This is a genomic window from Clostridium sp. CTA-17 (assembly GCF_054767895.1).
This window is the reverse complement of record NZ_BAAABF010000013.1, coordinates 1-23,671: the sequence shown is the minus strand read 5'-3', so window position 1 is coordinate 23,671 and position 23,671 is coordinate 1. Positions and strand designations below refer to the sequence as shown.

Here is a 23,671-nt window from a genome sequence, read left to right as displayed (position 1 = left end):
AGGAGTTTGAGTATGTCTTTTTTCTATTTAAAGGCTATTTTATCTGGAATTGTAACTGGCCTATTAGTTTCTATCCCATTAGGTCCAGCTGCAATAGAAGCTGCAACACAATCTCTAGATAAAGGATTTAAAAAAGGCTTTGAAGTTTCATTAGGCGCAATAGCTGCTGACTATTTGTACATATTGTTAATAAACTTCGGAGTAGCCCAATTATTAAATTTAAATAGGTATGTAGAATGTGCCTTTTGGATTATTTCAGGATTAGTTCTTATAATAGTTAATTTAATATTTAAATCTTCTCAAAAAAGTTTAGACGAAAAATGTGTTGAAACTATAGATAGTCATAAAACTGGTAATGGTTTTATAAATGGTTTTTTAATAACCTTTGTAAACCCTATGACCTTATCAGTATGGATGGCTGTAAGTGCTGGAATAATGAGCATCTGGAAGCTTTCAGGTAGACATTTCTTTTTAGTAGCCATAAGTGCTATGTTTATAACAACTTTAGCTTGGTTTATATTATTGAATTTTATGGCTGCCAAAGGTGGAAGTCTAGTAAAAAAAGAACTTACTGGTAAGGCTGATAAAAGTGTAAAATATTTTATGGTTTTACTTGGATTAGGATTTACTATATACGGAATATTTAAAATTTTCATGTGAGGTTTTTGCTTATGAATAAAATATATTTTGATAATGCAGCAACTACTTTCCCTAAACCTGACTCTGTAATAAAAGCAATGTTTGATTACATGAGTTTTGAAGGTGGAAGTGCTAATAGAGGCTCCTCATCTACAGCTCTACAAAGTAGTAGAGCTGTCTATGAATGTAGATATGAAATAGCTAAATTTTTTAATTTTCCTAAAAGTGAAAATGTTATTTTCACTAATAATATTACAACATCATTAAATATGTTACTTTTAGGAATAATTAAATCTGATTGGCATATAATTACTACATCTATGGAACATAATTCTGTCTTAAGACCTTTAGTAAAAATTAGTGAAGAACTTCCTAATGTAGAGCTAGATATAGTTCAATGTAATAATGAAGGTCTAGTATCAATTGAAAAGATAAAAGAAAAAATAAAGAGTAATACAAAGCTTATAATTTTATCACATGCATCTAATCTAGTTGGAACAATTCAACCAATTAAAGAAATAGGGAAGCTTTGCAAAGAAAATGATATCTTCTTTATTTTAGATTCTGCTCAAACAGCAGGGGTTATTTCAATTGATATGACTGAACTTAATTTAAATGCATTAGCTTTTACAGGTCATAAGTCTCTTTTAGGCCCTCAGGGAATAGGTGGTTTTATTATAGATGATAAATTAAATTCTATATGTAAAAATATCTTTTCAGGAGGAACAGGGAGTAATTCCTCACTAATAGAGCATCCTCAAGAATTGCCTGATAAATTTGAATATGGAACTTTAAACACTCCAGGAATAATAGGGCTTCTAGAGGGAATAAAATTCATAGAAAAAGAAGGCATTGAAAATATAAAAGCAAAAGAAGAAGTATTATGCCAAAAAGCTATGGATTTATTATCTGAAATTCCAGAAGTTAAGATTTATGGTCCTATGGATGCAAAAAAGAAAACTTCAACAATATCTTTCAATATAGAGGGTATGGATCCTGAATTCACAGGATTCTTGTTAGATAGTGAATTTAACATAACATGTAGGACTGGAATTCATTGTACTCCGCTTGCTCATAAAACAGTTGGTTCATATCCAGCTGGAAGCATAAGAATAAGTTTAGGGTACTTTAATACAATAGAAGAAGTCTATAGATTTGTTGAGGTTATAAAAGAATTAATTTCAAGGAGGTAGACTTCTAACCTATGAAAAATTTAATAATCAAAAGTGAAAAAATAAGTGTGTTTTTTATTTTATACACACTTATATTTTTTACGTTTTTTAATACATTGAAATATACTTTACCCTTTCTACTAGCATTCATATTTTCATTACTACTAAAGACACCCACTCAATTTTTAATAAAAAAATTCAAATTAAATGTTGGACTTGCTTCCTTTATAAGTACCTTTATTTTTTTCTTAATAATAATAATTTTATTTACATTATTTATTACATCTTTAGCTTATGAATCTTCATCCTTAACAAATTATATTCAAGAAATAATAAATACTAATTCTAAAGAATTTCAAAATTATTTTATCTCACTACAAAATTGGATTGAAGTAAATTTTATTGATAATGAAGTTTTAAACTTAATAAAAAATACTTTAATATCTTCATTTAAAGAAATAACTGTACTTATTCTCTCTTTTGGAACTGAATTAATTCAAAAAATTTTTTTATTAATAAGTTATTTACCTTATACCTTTATGCTTCTTATTTTTACTGTACTATCAACTTATTTTTTATCAAAGGAATTAAATACTATTAATTTCAGTAAAATATTGTCTAATTATCTTAACTCTAATTACAGCAATAGAATTTTAACTATTTTATATGAAATAAAAAAAATGTTTCTGACATACTGTTTCTCTTATTTATTTTTAATTTTTATTTCTTTTGTATTAACCTTTTTAGGATTTTCCTTTTTAAATATTAAATATGCTCTATTACTTAGTGTACTTGCTGCCTTATTAGATTTACTCCCTGTATTAGGTATGCCATTAATTTATTTTCCTCTTATTTTTATTTCATATAACTCAGGAAATATTTTTTCAGCTATTTCATTATTTATATTGTATATATTTATTTTTTTATTGCGACAATTTTTAGAACCTAAATTAATGTCATCCACCTTAGGAATACACCCTTTATTAATATTAATTTGTATCTTTATAGGATTAGAATTAAATGGACTTTTAGGAATAGTATTTTGTATCTTTCTAATTATTTTTTTCAATATATTAAAAAAAGTTAATGTTTTATAGTATAGACTCCTTCTTTTTGGTAATAATTTCAAGCAAGGAGGTTGTTATCATGTGTACAAGTTTTTATATAGATTCTTTAGATCCTAAAGCTTCTTTTAAAATTAGGGATTATCTCTGTAAGGAACTTTCTCCAGTTATAAAAGAAAATAGACCAATTGTTTTTATATGTATTGGATCTGATCGTTCTACAGGAGATGCTCTTGGACCATTAATAGGGGAAAAAATTAAATTTTTAAGCAAAAATAATATTTTTGTATATGGAACATTAGAAGAAACTGTCCATGCTAGAAATTTAAAAGAGACAGTAAAAATAATAAAATCAAAACATAAAAAACCGTTTATTATAGCCATTGATGCTTGTTTAGGAGCTGTTGATAATGTAGGACATGTACTTATTGAAAAGAGACCTCTTAAACCTGGAATAGCATTAAATAAGAATTTACCTGAGGTAGGAGACTTAAGTATACTTGGAATAGTAAATATTTCTGGATCCTTAGAGTTTATGGTTTTACAAAATACTAGATTATACACTGTAATGTTACTTGCAAATGCTATATCTAATGGAATTCATCATTGTATATTAAAATCCGTAGGCTTTAAAAAGAATATATTAGATTCAACCTTAGAAAATATTTTATAAAATCCGCCATAAATACTCATATAGTTTTTTTATATACTCTCCCTATTTATTAAAATGTTTCACGTGAAACATTTTGTTTAACACAAAAATAGGTTATATTAAAACAACGTAATTCTTGTTGATTTTAATATAACCTATATTTACTCTTAAACCTATTTATTCATTGCAGCATTTAGAACATGTAGTTCTTCTTCTGATAAATCATATCTAGATATTCCTTTATCTATTGGCTTTGCATATGTTGTACTATAATCTCTACCATATATTCCAGTTAAAATAACTCCATTATTTTCTCCGTCTAATAAAGCAACTGAAAAACTTAAATCACTTCCAACGTCTTCGAAAGCTTTATATCTTATAACAGATACTTTTTGAGTACATTTTTCAACTTGAGCTTTTAACATTTTATTTGTTTCTAGCGTTTCTTCAGAATCTTTTTTTACCTCTTCAACTTTATCTAAGTAAGAGTTAATAAGTTCTTCTAAATTTTTATTATTAACTCCTCTCATAATTTTTCTAAATTTATTTTCTACCTTGCTTAAACTTCTGAAAGCTACTATTAATAGTATAAATTGTATTAAAACTAATACTATTAATCCTATTGTTATATAAGTTGAATATTGTGTAAGTATATTTAGTACATTCTCCATGTAATTTATCATCCCTTCGTATTTTTAAAATGTTTCACGTGAAACATTTTAAATATTTATAATGTCTAGTATTCTCTGTAAATCTTCTTCTGAATAGTATTCTATTTCTATCTTACCTTTATTCTTATTAGCATTTAAATTAACTTTAGTTCCAAAGTGGTCCTGAAGTCTATCTCTAACATCTTTATAATATGGATTAAGTGGTTTTCTTCTTTCTGATGTTTTTTCTTCAACAACATCATTTAATATCTTTTTAACTAATTTTTCAGTTTCTCTAACTGAAAGAGAATTATCAATTATTTTTTGAGCTATTTCATATTGTGCATCATTTTCTAAAGGTAGAATAGCTCTTCCATGACCTTCTGAAATAACTCCTTCTATTACATACTCTTTAACTCTATCATCTAACTTTAATAATCTCATTGTATTTGTTATTGCAGTTCTTGATTTTCCCATTGTCTTTGAAAGCTCTTCTTGAGTTAAAGCAAATTCTTTTAACAATCTTTCATATGCTAATCCTTCTTCTATAGGATTTAAGTCTTCTCTTTGAATGTTTTCTATTAAAGATACTTGTAGAAGTTTTTCATCTGAAATATCCATTATTAAAGCAGGTACTTCTGTTAATTCTGCTATTTTAGCAGCTCTATATCTTCTTTCCCCTGCAATTATTGAATATCCTTTTTCTTCTTTCTTCAATATTAAAGGTTGAATTATACCATGTTCTTTTACAGATTCAGCTAGTTCATTTAATTTATTATTATCAAAAAACTTTCTAGGTTGTTTTTTATTAGCTTTTATTTCTTTAAGCTCAATGTTTATTATTCCACCTTTTTCGTCTTTTTCTTCCTTAATATTATTATCTTCTGGTATTAAGGCTCCTAACCCTTTTCCTAACCCAAATTTTTTAGCCATCTATATATTCACTCCCTGTCTTTTTAGGAATTCCTCAGTTAATTTTTCATAAGATTTAGCTCCCCTACATTTTTCATCATATAAACATATTGGTAATCCAAAACTTGGAGCTTCAGCTAGTCTAACATTTCTAGGAATAGTAGTTTCATATAATCTATCTTTAAAGTACTCTTTTACTTCTTTATAAACCTCTGTACTTAAATTAGTTCTTGAATCATACATAGTCATTACTACACCTTCAATATCAAGATCCTTATTTAAAGATTTTTTAACTAAATTTATTGTATTTATTAATTGTCCTACCCCTTCTAAAGCATAATATTCTGCTTGTATAGGTATTAAAACACTATGAGCTGCAACTAAAGCATTAATAGTTAGAACTCCTAAAGATGGAGGACAGTCAATAAATATGTAATCAAATTTATCTTTAATTTTACTTATTTCATTTATAAGTATATGTTCTCTATCTTTTCTATCTATTATTTCTACCTCAGCACCTGCTAATTCCATTGTTGCTGGCACTACATAAAGATTTTCAACTAATTCACTCTTCATCATTATTGTTTCTATATCTTCACCAGCAGTTAATAAATCATATATAGACTTGTCTAATTTTCTTTTATCTATACCTAATCCACTTGTAGTATTTCCTTGAGGATCTATATCTATAGCTAAAACCTTAAACCCCTGCATTGCTAGGTACGAACATATATTTATATTTGTTGTTGTTTTTCCAACGCCACCTTTTTGATTAAAAACACAAATTGTTTTCATTAAACTTATCCAAGAATATCTTATTCTTGAACATCCACCTCCCTTCTAACACATCTATTTTATTATATATTTTTACATTACATAATAAAAGATACTATTGGTTATTTCTGATTAAAAAATGAAAAAATAGGAATGTTTCACGTGAAACATTCCTATTTTTTTATGATCTAATATATTTATTCTTTTTTAAAAGTTTTTATAACTTTCAATTATAATCTTTCTTAAACTAAAAATATTTTTAAATTATATTTATTTTAATGGTTTCTTAGTTACATTACCTGCTTTTCTTGGGAAAGTTTTTGGCGTACTTTTTATTTTATCTACTATTACTAAGTTATGATTTAAGTCTGTTCCCTCAATTTCAACCTCAGTTATTCCTTTAAGCTTACCACCTAAAGTACCAATAGCATTCTTTGAATCATTTAACTCTTCAGTTATATTTGGTCCTTTTAAAGCTATAAAATTCCCATTTACCTTTACATATGGAATACAAAATTCACTTAGCACACACATATTAGCAACAGCTCTTGACGTAGCAATATCAAAACTCTCTCTTAACTCTTTTTTTCTTGCACCATCTTCTGCTCTAGAATGTATAGTCTCAACATTTTTTAATCCTAGTTTATTTACAACTTCATTTAAAAAATTTATTCTCTTATTTAATGAATCTAATAGGGTAACTTCTACATCTTCTTTCATAATAGCTATAGGTAATCCTGGGAACCCTGCACCTGTTCCAACGTCTATTACTGTCTTAGCCTTTTTAAACTCATCTGCTTTAAAAGCTTTTATACAATCTATAAAATGTTTCTTTACTATCTCTTCATCCTCTGTTATTGCAGTTAAATTTATTTTTTCATTCCATTCCTTTAATAAATCTTTGTAAAGCATAAATTTTTGATATTTGTCTTCATTAAATTCCATACCGACACTATCACAAGCTTTTTTCATTAAATCAAAATATTGCATTCTTAATCCTCCAAAACTTTAAGAGTATAAATAATTTATTTTAATAATTTTATTTTCTACTAAAAAACTAAAGTTATCCACATGTGGATAACTTTTTGAAAGTGGTAAAACAGCACCTTTTTTAAGTTTTACACAAGACTTATCCACAGGTGCTGTTGAAAACTTCTGAATAACTTTTAGTTATCAGTATTTTTTCCAGTTTTTCTGTAATGTTCTAAGAATATTAGCAGAACTGATATATCTGCTGGGGATACCCCTGATATTCTTGAAGCTTGACCTATATTTAAAGGTCTAATTTTATTTAGCTTTTGGATAGCTTCTATTCTTAAACTATTTACGTCATTATAATCTAAATCCTCTGGAAGAACTTTTTTCTCAAACTTTTTAAATTGAGCTACTTGTTCTAATTGAGTTTGAATATATCCTTCATATCTAGCAATTATGTTTATTTGATCTCCAATATCCTTTGGTAAATCAGGTCTTTCAGGATCTAAACATGCTAATGAGAAGTAGTCTAACTCTGGTCTTTTTATAAGTTCATACATTCTTATTGGCTTTTTAAGCTCTGTTGATCCTAATTCAACTATTTTCTCATTATTTTCTGTTTTATTAGTTATTTGAAGTTCCTTAAGTCTCTCAAGCTCACGCTCTAAGTTTTTCTTTCTTTCCTGAAACTTATTCCATCTTTCTTCTGTAACTAATCCAACATTATGTCCAATTTCAGTTAATCTAAAATCAGCATTATCTTGTCTTAATAACAATCTATATTCAGCTCTTGATGTCATCATTCTATATGGCTCATTAGTACCTTTAGTAATTAAATCATCAATTAAAACTCCTACATATCCATCTGATCTTGTAAGTATCATAGGATCTTTTCCTTGAACTTTTAATGCCGCATTTATACCAGCTACTATTCCTTGAGCCCCAGCTTCTTCATATCCTGAGCTACCATTAATTTGTCCAGCACTAAAGAATCCATCAATATTTTTAAATTCTAGTGAAGCCTTTAATTGTGTTGGATCTATACAATCATATTCTATTGCATATGCAGTTCTCATAATCTCAGCATTTTCAAGACCTGGAACTGTTTTTATCATTTGAACTTGAACATCTTCTGGAAGAGATGATGACATTCCTCCAACATACATTTCTTCTGTATCATCGCCTTCTGGTTCTATGAAGATTTGATGTCTATCTTTATCTTGGAATCTCATTACCTTGTCTTCTATAGATGGACAATATCTTGGCCCAACCCCTTTTATGCTTCCATTATACATTGGTGATCTATGTATATTTTCTTGAATTACCTTATGAGTTTCCTCGTTAGTATATGTTAACCAACATGAAACTTGGTCTCTATCTATATTTTCACTTATAAATGAGAATGGTATTATTTCCTCATCCCCTGGTTGTTCTATCATTTTTGAGAAATCAACACTTCTCTTATTGATTCTAGCTGGAGTACCAGTTTTAAATCTTCTAAGGTCAATTCCTAAATCTATTAATGATTTTGAAAGTTCATTAGCATTGCTAAGTCCATTTGGACCTTGGCTATAACTAACATCTCCGATTATTATTCTACTTTGTAAGTATGTTCCACTTGTCATTATAACAGCTTTACACTCAAAAAATGCACCATTTTTAGTTAAAACACCTTTAACTTTTCCATCTTCAACTTCTACAGAAACTACTTCTAATTGTCTTAAATGAAGATTTTCTTGTGTTTCTAAAACCTTTTTCATTCTTTCTTGGTATTTCTTTTTATCAGCTTGTGCTCTTAGAGAGTGTACAGCAGGTCCTTTTGATGTATTTAACATTTTAGATTGGATAAATGTATGGTCTATATTTACTCCCATTTCTCCACCTAAAGCATCTATTTCTCTAACTAGATGTCCCTTAGCAGTTCCACCTATATTAGGGTTACATGGCATCATAGCAACGGAATCTAATGTTAATGTACAAACTAAAGTTTTACATCCCATTCTAGCTGCCGCTAATCCTGCCTCACACCCTGCATGACCAGCACCTATAACAACTATATCATAACTTCCTGCATTATATCTCATATTTCATCATTCTCCTATTTTCCACAACAAAATTCTGCAAATATTTTGTTTACTAAATCTTCCTCTAACTCTGCTCCAGTGATTTCCCCTAAGGCTCTTAAAGCAGATGTAACATAAATTGATACTAAATCTAAAAACTCATTGTTATTAAGTCCATTTAATGCACCATCTAAGTTTTCAGAAGCTCTGTATAAAGCCTCTTTATGTCTAGTATTAGTTACCATTACGCTCTCAGCATCAATTGATCCATTAAAGAATAAATCTTTTATCTTTGATTTTAAAGCATCTATACCAAAACCAGTTTTTGCAGATAGTTCTATTTTATTTTCTAAGTTATCCACAATTTCTGAGGATAACTTTCTATCTAAATCAACTTTATTTAAAAGTACTATGTATTTTCTATCTTTAATGTAATCAATGATTTCCTTGTCTTCCTCATCTAGTTCTCTACTTGTATCTAACATTAGTATAACTAAATCAGCTTCATTGATTTTTTCTTTAGATTTTTCTACACCTATTTTCTCTACAACATCTTCAGTTTCTCTGATTCCTGCTGTATCTACTAGTCTAACAGGTATTCCATCTAAATTTATATATTCTTCTATTACGTCCCTTGTTGTTCCTGCTATGTCAGTTACAATAGCTCTCTTTTCATTTAATAGAGCATTTAAAAGTGATGATTTTCCTACGTTAGGTTTTCCTACTATAACCATGCTTAAACCATCTCTAATAAGTTTACCTTCATCAGCAGTATCAATTAAATTATTTACTTTACCTCTAAGAGTTATAACATCCTCTTTTACCTTAACTGGTATAGTTTCATCTGGTTCTTCGTCATCCTCTGTAAAGTCAACAGCATATTCAATTAGAGCTAATATATCTAAAGCCTCTTTTCTAAGATTGTTTATCTCAGTAGAAAGTCTTCCTTGACTTTGAGTCATAGCTGATTTCATTGAAAGTTCAGTCTTAGCAGTTATTATGTCCATAACCGCTTCTGCTTGGCTTAAATCTATTCTTCCATTTAAAAAAGCTCTTTTTGTAAATTCACCTGGCTCAGCAAGTCTTGCACCAGCTTTTATTACATTTTGTAGAACTTTATTAGTAGCTACAATACCACCATGACAGTTTATTTCTACGGTATCCTCAGCTGTAAAGCTTCTAGGACCTTTCATAAAACTAACTATAACTTCATCTATAATCTCATTATTTTCATCTATCATATGACCATATCTCATAGTATATGGTTTTATATCTAATAAATCTTTTCCGTTTATTCCTCTGAATATTTTATTTACAATCTCAAGAGCTTTATTTCCTGATACTCTAATTATAGCTATTCCACCTTCTCCTAATGCTGTAGCTATAGCAGCAATAGTATCGAATTCTTTCATAAGCTCCTCCTTTATAATGATATTCTCAAATTTGAACTAATATTGATTTTACCCAACAAAATAGAATAAGTCAAAATTTTAAATCATATTATTTATGGCAAAAAAATATGATTTTACTAAATTGTTTAATAGATTACTTACTTAAAAATACTATCCAATTAATTAAATCATATACTTGATAAAAAAATAAGGTGAAAATATAATATTTTCACCTTATTTTTTAAATTTATCAACAATTGTAGCCTTTGGTATGACTACTTTTCTATAGTTACTAACAAGTTATCCACAATTTATCTACAGTTTATTGTGGATAAAAAAAGGAAAGCTTTAAGCTTTCCTTTTTATTTCTTTAATTCTACTACAACTCTTCTGTAAGGTTCTTCACCTTCACTAAAAGTTCTAACAAAATCATTATTCTGTAACTCTGAATGAATAACTCTTCTTTCATAAGGATTCATAGGTTCAAGTTTTAATATCTTACCTGACTTTCTCACCTTATAAGCTATTTTATTAGCTAATCTTTTAAGAGTTTCTTCTCTTTTCTGTCTATAATTCTCAGTGTCTAAAACCACTCTTTTGTACTTGTCTTCTTTAGCCTTATTAATAACTAAACTAGTTAAATATTGAAGTGAGTCTAAAGTTTCCCCCCTGTATCCTATGATGGCTCCCATCTTAGGTCCAGTAAGATTTATATTTACTAGGTCTTTACTTTCTTCAATATTAATTTCAGCTTCTATATTCATGTTATCAAGAATATCCCTTAAAAACTTTTTAGCCTCTAAGATTCTATCTCTTTTCACCTTAACTGAAATTTTAGCAGGCTTTGCACCAATTAAATTAAAGAAGCCTTTACTTCCTTCTTCTATAACAGTAACCTCTACTTTATCTTCTGTAGTGTTCAACTGTTCCAATGCGCTTTTTAAAGCTTCTTCAACAGTCTTTCCAGTAATCTCAATTGTATTCATACCCTTGTTTCACCACCTTAGAAAAGCAAAATAAATTCTTATTACTTAATATCTTTATATTGTTCTTTTTCCTTAGCTCTCTTTCTGCTAGGTAAAACAACTATGAAGTATGTTTGAACCATTTGAATTAGGTTACCTATTACCCAGTATAATACAAGCATTGATGGGAATTGTATTGACATTACACCCATCATACCAGCCATTACTATATTCATAGTATTCATATTCATTCCACCAGGTGCTCCCCCAGCTTGTGACTGAGTAAACTTTGTCATTAATAAAGATGATAAATATGTTGTTGCAGCTGATAAAATTGGTAATATGAATGTTCTATCTGGAGCCCATAAATCTCCTAACCATAAGAATGATACACCTTGTAACTCAGTTAATCCAGTGAATACATAGTATAATGCAAATAATATTGGCATTTGGATTAATAAAGGTAAACAACCACTCATTGGGTTTACATTATTCTCCTTATAAAGCTTCATCATTTCTTGTTGAGCTTTTTCAGGATTATTTTTATATTTCTTCTGAAGTTTAGCTATTTCTGGCTGTATTTCTTGCATCTTTTGTTGAGATCTAGTTTGCTTTATATTTAGCGGTAATAATATTAATCTTACTAATAAAGTTAATAAGAAAATAGTTATTACGTATCCAGCACCTACACCAAAAATATCTAGTGAGGCAACAAAGCCGTGGATAGCTTGAAATATCATTGTGAATAAATTAGTTATCGGCTTTAAAATTGACTGCAATACATTACCCTCCTATATTTAAACCGTATATATTTATTTTACAGGATCATATCCACCCTTACAGAATGGATTACACCTTAATATTCTTCCTATACTCATAAATCCCCCTTTAAAAGCACCATACTTTTGTATTGCTTCTAGTGCATATTGAGAACAGGTTGGATAAAATCTGCAACAAGGTCTCTTTAAAGGTGAAATATATTTTCTATAGAATTTAATCATTACTATGAACAATTTTTTCATTATCACGTAGACCTGCCTTTTTTATTAAATTATTCATGGCTTTCCCTACTTGCTTAAAATCCTTACCGTTTATAGCAACTCTAGCAATAAACACAAAGTCATAGCCTTCTTTAAGTTCACTAGAATTAAGTCTGTAATTTTCAAGTATAAGTCTTTTAACTCTACTTCTAACTACGCTTTTTCCAACCTTCTTGCTAACTGAAACCCCTACCTTGTTGAAACGTTCTCCATCCTTTGTAACATTTTTTCTGTTAGGATAAACATAAAGAACCAGTAGGTCATTAGCATAAGATTTTCCTCTTCTATAAACTGTTCTAAACTCATTGTTCTTTCTTAAACTTAGTAACATTTAAATTTGCTCTCCTTTTTTCTGCTTTTTAGTGCAGAAAAAGGCCACAAAATGCGGCCCTTATGCTGTTAATCTTTTTCTACCTTTTTGTCTTCTTCTCTTTAAAACATTTCTTCCAGATTTAGTTTTCATTCTCTTTCTGAAACCATGCTCTTTGCTTCTTTGTCTTTTTTTAGGTTGATATGTCATGAACATTTAAATACACCCCCTTCAACCAATATTTTATTCTAGTAAAAAGCTAAAAGCTTTTTTACTTATTCGCTAATTTAGGTTTTACTGTTTAATTATATCTTTCAAGTCGCCCTCTGTCAAGAAAATAACTCACTTAAAGATTTGTTACATCTACCTTATTTTCCTTTTTTAAATATATAAATAATAATTGTTTACACATTAAATTAAGTCCTACATTAATAACTCTAAAAAATATATAAACTATATTCCACTAAAACTATCTATTATTTTATCCACAATTTATTAAATTACTCATCTACTTATTAATAGCAATACATTAAACTTAAGAAAGCTTATTTAAATTTTAAAACTATATAAATAACTCTTTTGATTAATTTATTTATCATAACTAAACTTAACTTTATAACTATAGTTATAAAGTTATCCACATATAAATAACAATATGTTATTAACTTTTTACATTTATATTATATCTCCCTGTTTTTATAGCCTAATTTATCCTTATTATATTTAAGTATTGATTATCTTAAGTTTTATTGTATTAAAAATTCAAATTTCAAAATATATTTTCCTTAATATTTCCCCTTAAATTTTAATCTTTTCGATTAATTCTAAATCTAAATAAGTTTTACACAAAATAAGTTATCAACAGCTGTTATTTTTGTGGATAACTTATTGAATACAACTATATCTTTATGTTATCATATTAATGCATTGTGAATAACTTTATTCAATATAACAACTTATCCACACTTGTGAATAATCCTGTTGATAACTTGTATATTATTCTTATTATTTTTTATTTATAGTCTTTATAATCCTTTTATTTCAACGGTTTTATATATTCTAAACTTTCAACAAGAACTGTTTATATTTCTTGTTGATAATTTTTTTATAATAAAATTTATCCACATTATCAACAGCCTGTTAATAAATTTATTCACACAATTTAAAGTAATAATCTAATATGTTAATTATATGTGCATAACTAAAAGTTAAAATCATTTTATGATTGGAGGATAGAAGATGGATGCCCAACTAAATAATCTCTGGGAACAAGCATTGAACATAATAAAAGGAGAAATATCTGAAATCAGCTTTAACACTTGGATTAAAAGCTGTACTCCTATATCAATTTCAGATAATATCTTAAAACTTTCTGTTCCTAATGAATTCACTAAAGGGATTCTAGATACAAGATATAAAGACTTATTAATTCAGGCTCTAAAGATAGTTACATCTAGAAAGTTTAAAATAGAATTCTATCTTGAGGCTGATTTAGAAGAAGAAAAAGAAAATGAGGAAAAGCAGAAAGAAGAAAAAAAAGAGAATACAAATGATGTCGATGGATCTATAGTTGTAAGTGATGAAATGTCAGCTACATTAAATCCTAAATATACATTCCAATCCTTTGTCATAGGCAATAGTAACCGCTTTGCTCATGCAGCATCTTTAGCAGTTGCTGAATCACCTGCTAAAGCTTATAATCCATTATTTATATATGGAGGAGTGGGACTTGGGAAAACGCACTTAATGCATGCAATAGGACATTATATTCTTCAAGAAAATCCTAAAGCAAAAGTAGTTTATGTATCATCTGAAAAATTCACTAATGAACTTATTAATGCTATTAAAGATGATAAGAATGAAGAGTTTAGAAATAAATATAGAAAAGTCGATGTTTTATTAATAGATGATATTCAATTCATAGCAGGTAAAGAACGTACTCAAGAAGAGTTCTTCCATACCTTTAATGCTCTACATGAAGAGAATAAACAAATTATACTATCATCAGATAGACCACCTAAAGAAATTCCTACATTAGAAGATAGGTTAAGATCTAGATTTGAATGGGGTTTAATAGCAGATATTCAACCACCTGATTTCGAAACTAGAATGGCAATACTAAAGAAAAAAGCTGATGTTGAAGGCTTAAATGTACCAAATGAAGTTATGGTATATATAGCTACTAAAATCAAATCAAATATAAGAGAATTAGAAGGCGCACTTATAAGAATAATAGCTTATTCTTCCTTAACTAATAGAGATGTAAGTGTTGATTTAGCTTCAGAAGCACTTAAAGATATAATATCTAACAAAGAAAGTGCTCCAGTTACAGTAAAAACTATTCAAGAATCCGTAGCAAATTATTATAATTTAAGAATAGAGGATTTAAAATCTCAAAGAAGAACTAGAAATATAGCTTATCCTCGTCAAATTGCTATGTATTTAAGTAGAAAACTTACAGATATGTCTTTACCTAAAATAGGCGAAGAATTTGGTGGAAGAGACCATACTACAGTAATTCATGCTTATGAAAAAATTTCTGAAAATTTAAAGACTGATGAAGGTCTACAAAGCATGATTAATGACATCACTAAAAAACTTACTCAAAAGTAATTAACAAAGTACATAATAACTGTATATTATCTGTGGATAACCTGTGAATTATTATGTTTATTATTTTTTACCTGTTATTTTATTGTGGATAATTGTTCACAGTAATCTACAGGTTATCCACAAGCAAAAAATCTCTGTAAGTCTTGGAATACAAAGGTATCCAAGGTTTATCCACAAATCCACAGGTACTATTACTATTATTATTATATTTATTATCTATTATTATATCTATTATGCAAAAATTCACACTGTGTATAACTTATGTGAATAAGTCCTAAAAGGAGGGTTTTTATTTTGATATTTACATGCGACAAAAATAAATTACAAGAATCTATAGCTATAGCTCAAAAAGCTATAACAGGAAAATCAACAATGCCTATCTTAGAAGGTTTATACATAGAAGCTTCTGAGAACATAGTAACTATAATAGGATCAGATAAGGATGTTAGTATAGAAACTAAATTTGAAGTTGATGTTACTGAACCAGGAAAGTTAGTTGTTGATGCTAAAATATTTGGAGAGATAATAAGAAAGTTACCTAACGATAAAATTAAAATAGAAACAGTATCAGAAGAAGCTATAAGAATAACTTGTCAAAAGTCTGTATTTGATTTATTACATATGAATGCAGAAGATTTCCCAAGCTTACCTAAAATAAATGAGAACATGATATTCTCAATAAACCAAGGAATTCTTAAAAACATGATAAAAGGAACTTCTTTTGCCATAGCTCAAGATGAAACTAGACCTATTCTTCAAGGTATATTATTTGAGATTAAGGACTCTAAATTAAATTTAGTAGCTTTAGATGGATATAGATTAGCGATAAGAACAGAGAATATAGATACTAACAATACAATTAATGCTGTTATACCAGGAAAGACACTTAATGAAGTAGCTAAGATATTAGAAGATTCAGAGGAAATAGTCAACATAACATTTACTCCAAATCACATATTATTTAATATGGGAGATACAAAAGTTATTTCTAGATTACTAGAAGGTGAATTCATAAAATATGATGCTTTATTACCAAAAGAACATAAATTACAAATTGAAGTTGATAAACAAACTCTTCAAAACGGTATTGAAAGAGCATCTCTTATGGCTAAGGAAGGAAATAGTAACTTAGTTAAGTTTGATATAACTGATGAAAATATAGTAATTACATCTAATTCTCAATTAGGAAAAGTTAGAGAAGAGGTTACTATTAAATTGCAAGGGGATGAAATTCAAATTGCATTTAACTCAAAATATTTATTAGATGTTTTAAAAAATATGGAAGAGGACAAAATAGAATTAAGAATGACAAGTAGCATATCTCCATGTATTATAAGAAATAAGAACAATGATTTATGTGAGTATTTAGTTCTACCTGTTAGAATAGCAAGATAATTTAAATTAGATTTCTATAACTATGGTGAGTTTAGTATTACTAAACTCACCATAGACTATTTTTTTATTTTATTTTTTTGAAAGGAGAAACAATGTAATTTTTAAATATACATTGTGTGTATAATTATGCAAGAAGTAAAAATTAATACAGAGTTTATAAAGTTAGATTCATTTTTAAAATGGTGTGGAGCAGTTAGCTTAGGATCAGAAGCTAAAATGTTCATAATGGACGGAGAAGTTTTAGTAAATGGTGAAGTATGTACTCAAAGAGGAAAAAAATTAAGAGTTGATGATACTGTAGAGTTCAATGGGGAAATTTATAAGTTAATTTAAAGATACATAGCCTAAAGAACATAAGAATATGGTATAATTAAATATAGGTGTTTTTATGTATATAAAAAGTTTGCAATTAATTAATTATAGAAATTATGAAAATTTATCAATTAAGCTTTGTCCTAATGTAAATGTCTTTATAGGTGATAATGCGCAAGGTAAAACCAATGTAATAGAAGCTATATATTATTGTGGATTTGCTAAGTCACACAGAACTAATAGAGACAAGGAGCTAATAGAGTGGAATAAGGACAGAGCTTTTATAAGGTTAGATGTTCATAAGGATAGATTAGACAAAATCATAGATGTGAATATTTTAAAAGACGGAAAAAAAGCTATTAGCATAAATTCAATAAAGATAAGCAAAATTGGAGAATTAATTGGAACATTTAACGTAGTTATGTTCTCTCCAGAAGATTTAAAAATAGTAAAAGAATCTCCTGGAATAAGAAGAAGATTTATTGATATGGAACTTAGCCAATTAAATAAAAGGTATTATCATAATTTAGTTCAATATAATAAAGTCTTACATGAAAGAAATTTAGTTCTAAAGAATAAAAATATAAATGAGGAAATGTTAGACATATTAGACATATATGATATACAATTGGCTCAATATGGAGAGAATATTATAAAGACTAGATTAAAATATATAGAACAGTTAAACAAATATTCTAAAGAAATTCATAAAGAGATAACTTCAGGAAAAGAAGAAATTGAATTTAAATATATTTCCACTGTAAAAGATTTAGATAATATTAAAGATTCTATGATAAAACTATTAGAACAAAATAGAAAAAAGGATATAGATAAAAGAGCTACGTCTATAGGTCCACATAGAGATGATTTTAATATATATTTAAATAATATAGATGCAAAGATTTATGGTTCACAAGGTCAGCAAAGAACTAGTGTATTAACAATAAAATTTGCATCTTTAAAAATAATAAAAGAAATAACAGGTGAATATCCTGTGTTATTATTAGATGATGTATTGTCAGAATTAGACTTTAATAGAAAAAGATATGTTTTAACATCAATAAAAAATATACAAACAGTAATAACATGTACGGGAATAGAAGATCTAACCAGTTATTTAGATGAAAACTCAAAAGTATTTAGAGTTATAAATGGACGTATTCAATGTTAAAGGAGGAGTATTTGTGTTTTTACACTTAGGAGAGAATGTAGTAGTTCCAGTTAAAGATGTTATAGGAATATTCGATATACAAACTGCTATGTATAGTTCAGATACTATACAATTCTTAAGAATGGCTGAAGAGGATGGCTTTGTTGAAAGAATTACAGATGAAAAGCCAAAATCTTTTGTTATAGCTGAGATAGATAAAATGAGTAAGGTATATCTTTCGCCTATTTCATCATCTACATTAACAAAGCGTACAGATATTAATTATAATCCTTAAATTTTTGAATTAAGATAAATTTGAGGTTATTACTAAAGATTTATTTTTAAAAGATTTTATAAAAATAGGATTGCCACATTTATTTTGGGAAGGGTTAACCCATAGCCTTTAAATTAATAGCCTTAAATAATGTTTACATTAAGTGTTAGGATTGAAGGAATTTCGACTAAGTTGTTTGAGATTATTCACGGAAGACCCTATAAAAGGTAAATTGCTGCTATATAGGAGGAGTTATATGTTGGAGCAAAACAATCAAAATTATGATGCAAGTCAGATTCAGGTCTTAGAAGGACTAGAAGCTGTAAGAAAAAGACCAGGAATGTACATTGGTAGTACTAGTTCGAGAGGTCTTCATCATTTAGTTTACGAAATTGTTGATAACAGTATTGATGAAGCGTTAGCAGGATACTGTAAAAATATAAAAGTATACATACACAAGGATAATTCAATTACTGTAGTTGATGATGGAAGAGGTATGCCAGTAGGAATCCATCCAAAGATGGGAAAACCAACTGTAGAAGTTATAATGACAGTTCTACATGCTGGAGGTAAATTCGGAGGAGGCGGATACAAAGTATCTGGTGGATTACATGGTGTTGGTGCATCTGTAGTTAATGCTCTTTCAGAATTATGTGAAGTAATTGTAACAAGAGATGGATATGTTTGGAAACAGTCTTATAAAAGAGGAGCTGTGCTTACAGGTTTAGAAAAAGTAGGAGAAGCTGAAGGTAGTGGAACTAAAGTTCACTTTAAGCCTGACCATGAAATATTCGAAGAAACTGAATATGATTTTGAAATTTTATCACAAAGACTTAGAGAGTTAGCTTTCTTAAATAAGGGAATAAACATAACTCTTATTGATGAAAGAGAAGATGAAGTTAAAGAAGAAGTATATCACTATGAAGGTGGTATAAAATCTTTTGTAAGCTATTTAAACAGAAATAAAGAAGTTTTACATGAGGAACCAATTTATGTAGAAGGTCTTAAAGATGGAATTTCTGTAGAAGTTTCTTTACAATACCATGATGGTTTCAATGAAAATATATTTACTTTTGCTAACAATATAGACACTGTTGAAGGTGGTACTCATCTAGCAGGATTTAAAACTGCTTTAACAAGAGTAATGAATGATTATGGTAGAAGATTTGGTCACTTAAAGGAATCAGATAAGAATTTATCAGGAGATGACATAAGAGAAGGTTTAACTGCTGTTGTTTCTGTTAAAATATCTGAACCTCAATTTGAAGGTCAAACTAAAACTAAATTAGGAAATAGTGAAGCTAGAAGTGCTGTTGATTCAATTTCAGGAGAAGGAATTTCTACTTTCTTAGAAGAAAATCCTGAAGTTGGTAAAATTATAATAGAAAAAGCTTTATTAGCATCAAGAGCTAGAGAAGCTGCAAGAAGAGCTAGAGAACTTACAAGAAAATCAGTGCTTGAAAGAAGTTCATTGCCAGGTAAGCTTGCTGATTGTTCATCAAAAGATCCAAAGGAATGTGAAATTTACATAGTTGAGGGAGACTCAGCTGGTGGATCTGCAAAGCAAGGAAGAGATAGAAAATTCCAAGCTATATTACCTTTAAGAGGTAAAATAATGAACGTAGAAAAGCAAAGATTAGATAAAATCTTAGGTTCAGATACTATAAGATCAATGGTAACTGCAATTGGAGCTGGTATAGGACCTGAATTTGATATAGAAAAAATAAGATATAATAGAATAATAATCATGACTGATGCTGACGTTGATGGTGCTCACATAAGAACTCTATTATTAACATTCTTCTATAGATATATGAGAGACTTAGTTGAGCAAGGACACGTTTATATAGCGCAACCACCACTATATAAAATTTCTAAAGGAAAACAAGAGAGATATGCATACTCAGATGCTGCTGCAGATGAAATAATAGAAGAGTTTGGTGGAAAGGATAGTAGTGTAAATGTTCAAAGATACAAAGGTCTTGGAGAAATGAACGCAGGACAACTTTGGGAAACTACTATGGATCCAGAATCAAGAATATTATTAAGAGCAGACATTGAGGATGCTATGGTAGCTGATGAGATATTTACAATTCTTATGGGCGATAAGGTAGAGCCAAGAAGAGAATTTATTCAGAAGAATGCTAAAAATGTTAGCAATTTAGATATATAGTACTAATATGAGGTGAAGTACATGAGCTTAAATGAGGGAAAAGTAATACCCATAGATATAAATAAAGAAATGAAAAAGTGCTACATAGATTATGCTATGAGCGTTATTGTTGGTAGAGCATTACCAGATGTTAGAGATGGTTTAAAACCAGTTCACAGAAGAATTTTATATTCAATGCAAGAATTAGGACTATATCCTGAAAGAGGATATAGAAAATGTGCCAGAATAGTTGGGGAAGTTTTAGGTAAATACCACCCACATGGTGATTCATCAGTTTATGATGCATTAGTTAGAATGGCACAGGATTTCTCTTTAAGATATATGCTTGTTGACGGACATGGTAACTTTGGGTCTGTTGATGGAGACTCAGCAGCGGCAATGAGATATACAGAAGCTAAAATGAATAAAATAGCTTCTGAAATGCTTAGAGATATTAATAAAAATACAGTTGATTTTACTCCAAACTTTGATGGTGAGGAAAAAGAACCAGTTGTATTACCTTCAAGATATCCTAACCTTTTAGTTAATGGTTCATCAGGTATAGCTGTTGGTATGGCTACTAATATACCGCCACATAACTTAGGTGAGGTAATTGATGGAACAATAGCTCTTATAGACAATCCAGAATTAACAAGCTTAGAGTTAATGACATACATTAAAGGACCAGATTTCCCTACAGCAGGAATAATAATGGGTAAATCAGGAATAAGAGCTGCTTATGAAACTGGAAAAGGTAGAATAGTAGTAAGAGCTAAAGCTGAAATTGAAGAGGAAAATGGAAGACATAAAATAATAGTAACTGAACTTCCATACCAAGTTAATAAAGCTAAGCTTATAGAATATATTGCAGATCTTGTTAAGGACAAAAAGATTACTGGAATATCAGATTTAAGAGATGAATCTGATAGAGAAGGTATGAGAATAGTTATAGAACTTAAGAGAGATGCAAATCCAAATGTTACATTAAATCTTTTATATAAACATACAAAAATGCAAGACACATTTGGAGTTATAATGCTTGCTTTAGTTGATAATCAACCACAAATATTAAACTTAAAACAAGTTTTAGTTCACTATATAAACTTCCAAAAGGATGTTATAACTAGAAGAACTCAATTTGAGCTTAATAAAGCTAAAGAGAGAGCTCACATATTAGAAGGATTAATAATAGCCCTTGATAATATTGATGAGGTTATAAATATCATAAGAAGTTCTAAGACTTCAGAAATAGCTAAAAATACACTTATTGAAAGATTTAGTTTAAGTGAAAAGCAAGCTGCTGCAATCTTAGAAATGAGACTTAGAAGACTTACTGGTCTTGAAAGAGATAAGATTGAAAATGAGTATAATGAGCTTATGAAGTTAATAGATTACTTAAATGCAATCTTAGCTAGTGAGGAAAGATTATTAGAGGTTATAAAAGAAGAGCTTCTAGAAATAAAAGCTAAGTACTCAGATGAAAGAAGAACACAAATAGAAAAACAAGAAAATGAAATAGATATAGAAGACTTAATACAAGAAGAGGATGTTGTAATAACTCTTACTCACACTGGATATATTAAGAGAATATCTTCAGATGTTTACTCAGCTCAAAAGAGAGGTGGTAAGGGAATACAAGCAATGACAACAAAAGAAGATGACTTTGTTGAAAATGTACTTGTAACATCAACACACTCAAACTTATTATTCTTTACAACTAAGGGTAAGGTTTATAAGATAAAAGCTTATGAAGTACCAGACGCAGGAAGAACTGCTAAGGGAACAAATCTTGTAAATATATTACCATTAGAAGCAGATGAAAAAATACAAACTGTTCTTTCATTTAAGGATGTTCAAGAAGATGGATACTTATTTATGGGAACTAAACTAGGAATAGTTAAGAAAACACCATTAAAAGACTTCAAGAATATAAGAAAGAATGGATTAATAGCATTAAACCTTAGAGAAGGTGACGAGCTTCTAAGAGCTAAAATAACATACGGAGACGCAGATATTATATTTGTAACTCAAGACGGTAATGCTATAAGATTTAATGAAACAGATGTTAGACCTATGGGTAGAACTGCATCTGGAGTTAAAGCTATAAGCTTAAGAGAAGGCGACGTTGCTGTTTGTATGGATATAGCTGTAGAAGACGAAAAATTACTAGTTGTCAGTGAAAATGGTTATGGTAAGAGAACTAACCTAGATGAATATAAAGTTCAAAATAGAGGTGGAATAGGTCTTATAACATATAAAGTATCTGATAAGACTGGTAAAGTAGTTGGTGCTACTGTATGTAAAGAAGATGATGAGCTTATGCTTATAAATAACCAAGGGGTAGCTATAAGAATAAATGTAAGTGATATTTCAGTTACAAGTAGATCTGCAATGGGAGTTAAACTTATGAGGACTCTAGAAGATGAAGCTGTTGTAACTATTGCTAAAATCTCTGGAGATACTAATGAAGAGGAAGAAGAAATAACTTTATTAGATGAATCAGAAGATACAAATATAATTGTAGAAGAAGTAGCTACTGAAGTTAAGGATGAAGAAAACTAATAATTTTTAATGAAACTCTGGTGCTTTTAGCATCAGAGTTTTTTTATTTCTTAAATTTTTCTATTAAAATTCATATTTTTTTAGTTAAATAATAAAATACAAATAAAACTGAATTAGATTAAAAAGAGTTTTATTAGGCAAATTATTATATTAAAATACCTAAAAACGCTTATGGATATAGAAGAAATAGTATAAATACAATATAAACTTTACCAAGTGTATCAATAATTAAATTTTAGAGAAAAATAAAGAAATTAAGAGAAAATATAATATAATTTTATAATATGGAGTGTAAAATAAATGATTATATAACCTTATGTGATAAGATATTACTTGTCGCTGACGAACAGCAACAAAACAAAAAACAAAACTTAGCAAATAAGTTAAAAAAGTTTTTTGAAGAAAAATGTTGACAAAGTTCGAAAGTGGTGTTAAACTAAAGAGGTCGCTTAAGGGTGACGAAGAAATGGTCTTTGAAAATTAAACAGAAGATATTAACATAAACCAGCAATTCTTTTATAAGTAATATGAGTATAGATTAAACTTTTAAATTGAGAGTTTGATCCTGGCTCAGGATGAACGCTGGCGGCGTGCTTAACACATGCA

The 23,671-nt window shown here is 28.6% G+C and carries 22 protein-coding genes and 1 rRNA gene; 12 read left to right on the top strand and 11 right to left on the bottom strand.

The genetic code is table 11. The features are described 5' to 3' along the window. Positions 1-12 precede the first annotated feature (12 nt). Genes ACYUCG_RS14350 through yyaC form a run of 4 tightly spaced genes read left to right on the top strand, consistent with a single transcriptional unit; the run spans position 13 to position 3,548 of the window. Positions 13-660 carry a LysE family translocator gene (locus tag ACYUCG_RS14350; RefSeq protein ID WP_060796127.1) on the top strand — a complete coding sequence of 216 codons (648 nt, stop codon included), beginning with the start codon at positions 13-15 and terminating at the stop codon, positions 658-660. An 11-nt stretch (positions 661-671) separates the two neighbouring features. Continuing rightward, positions 672-1,832 (top strand): aminotransferase class V-fold PLP-dependent enzyme, encoded by a 1,161-nt coding sequence (locus tag ACYUCG_RS14345; protein WP_060796126.1) that lies wholly within the window; start codon positions 672-674, stop codon positions 1,830-1,832. Between the two features lie 11 nt (positions 1,833-1,843). After that, positions 1,844-2,908, top strand: a complete 1,065-nt coding sequence (ytvI, locus tag ACYUCG_RS14340; protein ID WP_139934249.1) for a sporulation integral membrane protein YtvI — start codon at positions 1,844-1,846, stop codon at positions 2,906-2,908. Between the two features lie 49 nt (positions 2,909-2,957). Then, the gene (yyaC, locus tag ACYUCG_RS14335) at positions 2,958-3,548 is read left to right on the top strand and encodes a spore protease YyaC (protein WP_139934250.1); all 591 of its coding nucleotides are present in this window, start codon (positions 2,958-2,960) and stop codon (positions 3,546-3,548) included. A gap of 152 nt (positions 3,549-3,700) precedes the next feature. Here the strand turns inward: yyaC and ACYUCG_RS14330 are convergent, their stop codons facing one another. From ACYUCG_RS14330 to rpmH, 11 genes are all read right to left on the bottom strand, one after another. Continuing rightward, positions 3,701-4,198, bottom strand: coding sequence for a DUF4446 family protein (locus tag ACYUCG_RS14330; RefSeq protein ID WP_060796123.1), 498 nt, complete (start codon positions 4,196-4,198; stop codon positions 3,701-3,703). Positions 4,199-4,246: 48 nt separating this feature from the next. Then, positions 4,247-5,110, bottom strand: coding sequence for a ParB/RepB/Spo0J family partition protein (locus ACYUCG_RS14325; protein ID WP_060796122.1), 864 nt, complete (start codon positions 5,108-5,110; stop codon positions 4,247-4,249). Continuing rightward, positions 5,111-5,884: a ParA family protein gene (locus tag ACYUCG_RS14320; protein WP_060796121.1), complete on the bottom strand. Its 774-nt coding sequence runs from the start codon at positions 5,882-5,884 to the stop codon at positions 5,111-5,113. Positions 5,885-6,133: 249 nt separating this feature from the next. Then, entirely contained in the window at positions 6,134-6,853 is a 720-nt protein-coding gene (gene rsmG, locus ACYUCG_RS14315; RefSeq protein WP_164806836.1) for a 16S rRNA (guanine(527)-N(7))-methyltransferase RsmG, read from the bottom strand. Positions 6,854-7,029: 176 nt separating this feature from the next. Beyond that, entirely contained in the window at positions 7,030-8,922 is a 1,893-nt protein-coding gene (gene mnmG, locus ACYUCG_RS14310; protein ID WP_164806835.1) for a tRNA uridine-5-carboxymethylaminomethyl(34) synthesis enzyme MnmG, read from the bottom strand. Between the two features lie 14 nt (positions 8,923-8,936). Beyond that, positions 8,937-10,313, bottom strand: a complete 1,377-nt coding sequence (mnmE, locus tag ACYUCG_RS14305; protein ID WP_060796119.1) for a tRNA uridine-5-carboxymethylaminomethyl(34) synthesis GTPase MnmE — start codon at positions 10,311-10,313, stop codon at positions 8,937-8,939. A 341-nt stretch (positions 10,314-10,654) separates the two neighbouring features. Further along, positions 10,655-11,278: an RNA-binding cell elongation regulator Jag/EloR gene (jag, locus tag ACYUCG_RS14300; RefSeq protein ID WP_003459972.1), complete on the bottom strand. Its 624-nt coding sequence runs from the start codon at positions 11,276-11,278 to the stop codon at positions 10,655-10,657. Positions 11,279-11,319: 41 nt separating this feature from the next. Then, on the bottom strand, positions 11,320-12,036 hold the full coding sequence (locus tag ACYUCG_RS14295) for a membrane protein insertase YidC (RefSeq protein WP_003460013.1): 717 nt from the start codon (positions 12,034-12,036) through the stop codon (positions 11,320-11,322). A gap of 33 nt (positions 12,037-12,069) precedes the next feature. Next, the gene (yidD, locus tag ACYUCG_RS14290; RefSeq protein ID WP_003451050.1) at positions 12,070-12,279 is read right to left on the bottom strand and encodes a membrane protein insertion efficiency factor YidD; all 210 of its coding nucleotides are present in this window, start codon (positions 12,277-12,279) and stop codon (positions 12,070-12,072) included. After that, a complete protein-coding gene (gene rnpA, locus ACYUCG_RS14285) occupies positions 12,251-12,628 on the bottom strand; it encodes a ribonuclease P protein component (RefSeq protein ID WP_003450986.1) in 378 nt (125 codons plus the stop codon). Before rnpA ends, yidD begins: the two co-directional genes overlap by 29 nt. A 60-nt stretch (positions 12,629-12,688) precedes the next feature. Further along, on the bottom strand, positions 12,689-12,823 hold the full coding sequence (gene rpmH / locus ACYUCG_RS14280; protein WP_003451019.1) for a 50S ribosomal protein L34: 135 nt from the start codon (positions 12,821-12,823) through the stop codon (positions 12,689-12,691). A 1,023-nt stretch (positions 12,824-13,846) separates the two neighbouring features. Here rpmH and dnaA point away from each other — a divergent pair. The 8 genes from dnaA to ACYUCG_RS14240 form a co-directional block, all read left to right on the top strand. Beyond that, positions 13,847-15,220, top strand: coding sequence for a chromosomal replication initiator protein DnaA (gene dnaA / locus ACYUCG_RS14275; protein ID WP_060796116.1), 1,374 nt, complete (start codon positions 13,847-13,849; stop codon positions 15,218-15,220). Positions 15,221-15,514: 294 nt separating this feature from the next. Further along, positions 15,515-16,615: a DNA polymerase III subunit beta gene (gene dnaN / locus ACYUCG_RS14270; RefSeq protein ID WP_460268787.1), complete on the top strand. Its 1,101-nt coding sequence runs from the start codon at positions 15,515-15,517 to the stop codon at positions 16,613-16,615. Between the two features lie 126 nt (positions 16,616-16,741). Continuing rightward, complete coding sequence (yaaA, locus tag ACYUCG_RS14265; protein ID WP_003470354.1) at positions 16,742-16,948, top strand: S4 domain-containing protein YaaA; 207 nt, start codon at positions 16,742-16,744, stop codon at positions 16,946-16,948. 55 nt (positions 16,949-17,003) lie between these two features. Further along, positions 17,004-18,098, top strand: a complete 1,095-nt coding sequence (gene recF, locus ACYUCG_RS14260; protein WP_460268786.1) for a DNA replication/repair protein RecF — start codon at positions 17,004-17,006, stop codon at positions 18,096-18,098. A 13-nt stretch (positions 18,099-18,111) separates the two neighbouring features. After that, a complete protein-coding gene (gene remB, locus ACYUCG_RS14255; protein ID WP_003451015.1) occupies positions 18,112-18,372 on the top strand; it encodes an extracellular matrix regulator RemB in 261 nt (86 codons plus the stop codon). A 235-nt stretch (positions 18,373-18,607) separates the two neighbouring features. Continuing rightward, the gene (gene gyrB / locus ACYUCG_RS14250; protein WP_081092182.1) at positions 18,608-20,524 is read left to right on the top strand and encodes a DNA topoisomerase (ATP-hydrolyzing) subunit B; all 1,917 of its coding nucleotides are present in this window, start codon (positions 18,608-18,610) and stop codon (positions 20,522-20,524) included. A 21-nt stretch (positions 20,525-20,545) separates the two neighbouring features. Continuing rightward, positions 20,546-23,065 (top strand): DNA gyrase subunit A, encoded by a 2,520-nt coding sequence (gene gyrA, locus ACYUCG_RS14245; RefSeq protein ID WP_283703740.1) that lies wholly within the window; start codon positions 20,546-20,548, stop codon positions 23,063-23,065. Positions 23,066-23,612: 547 nt separating this feature from the next. Further along, positions 23,613-23,671, top strand: a 16S ribosomal RNA gene (locus ACYUCG_RS14240); the annotation flags it as partial.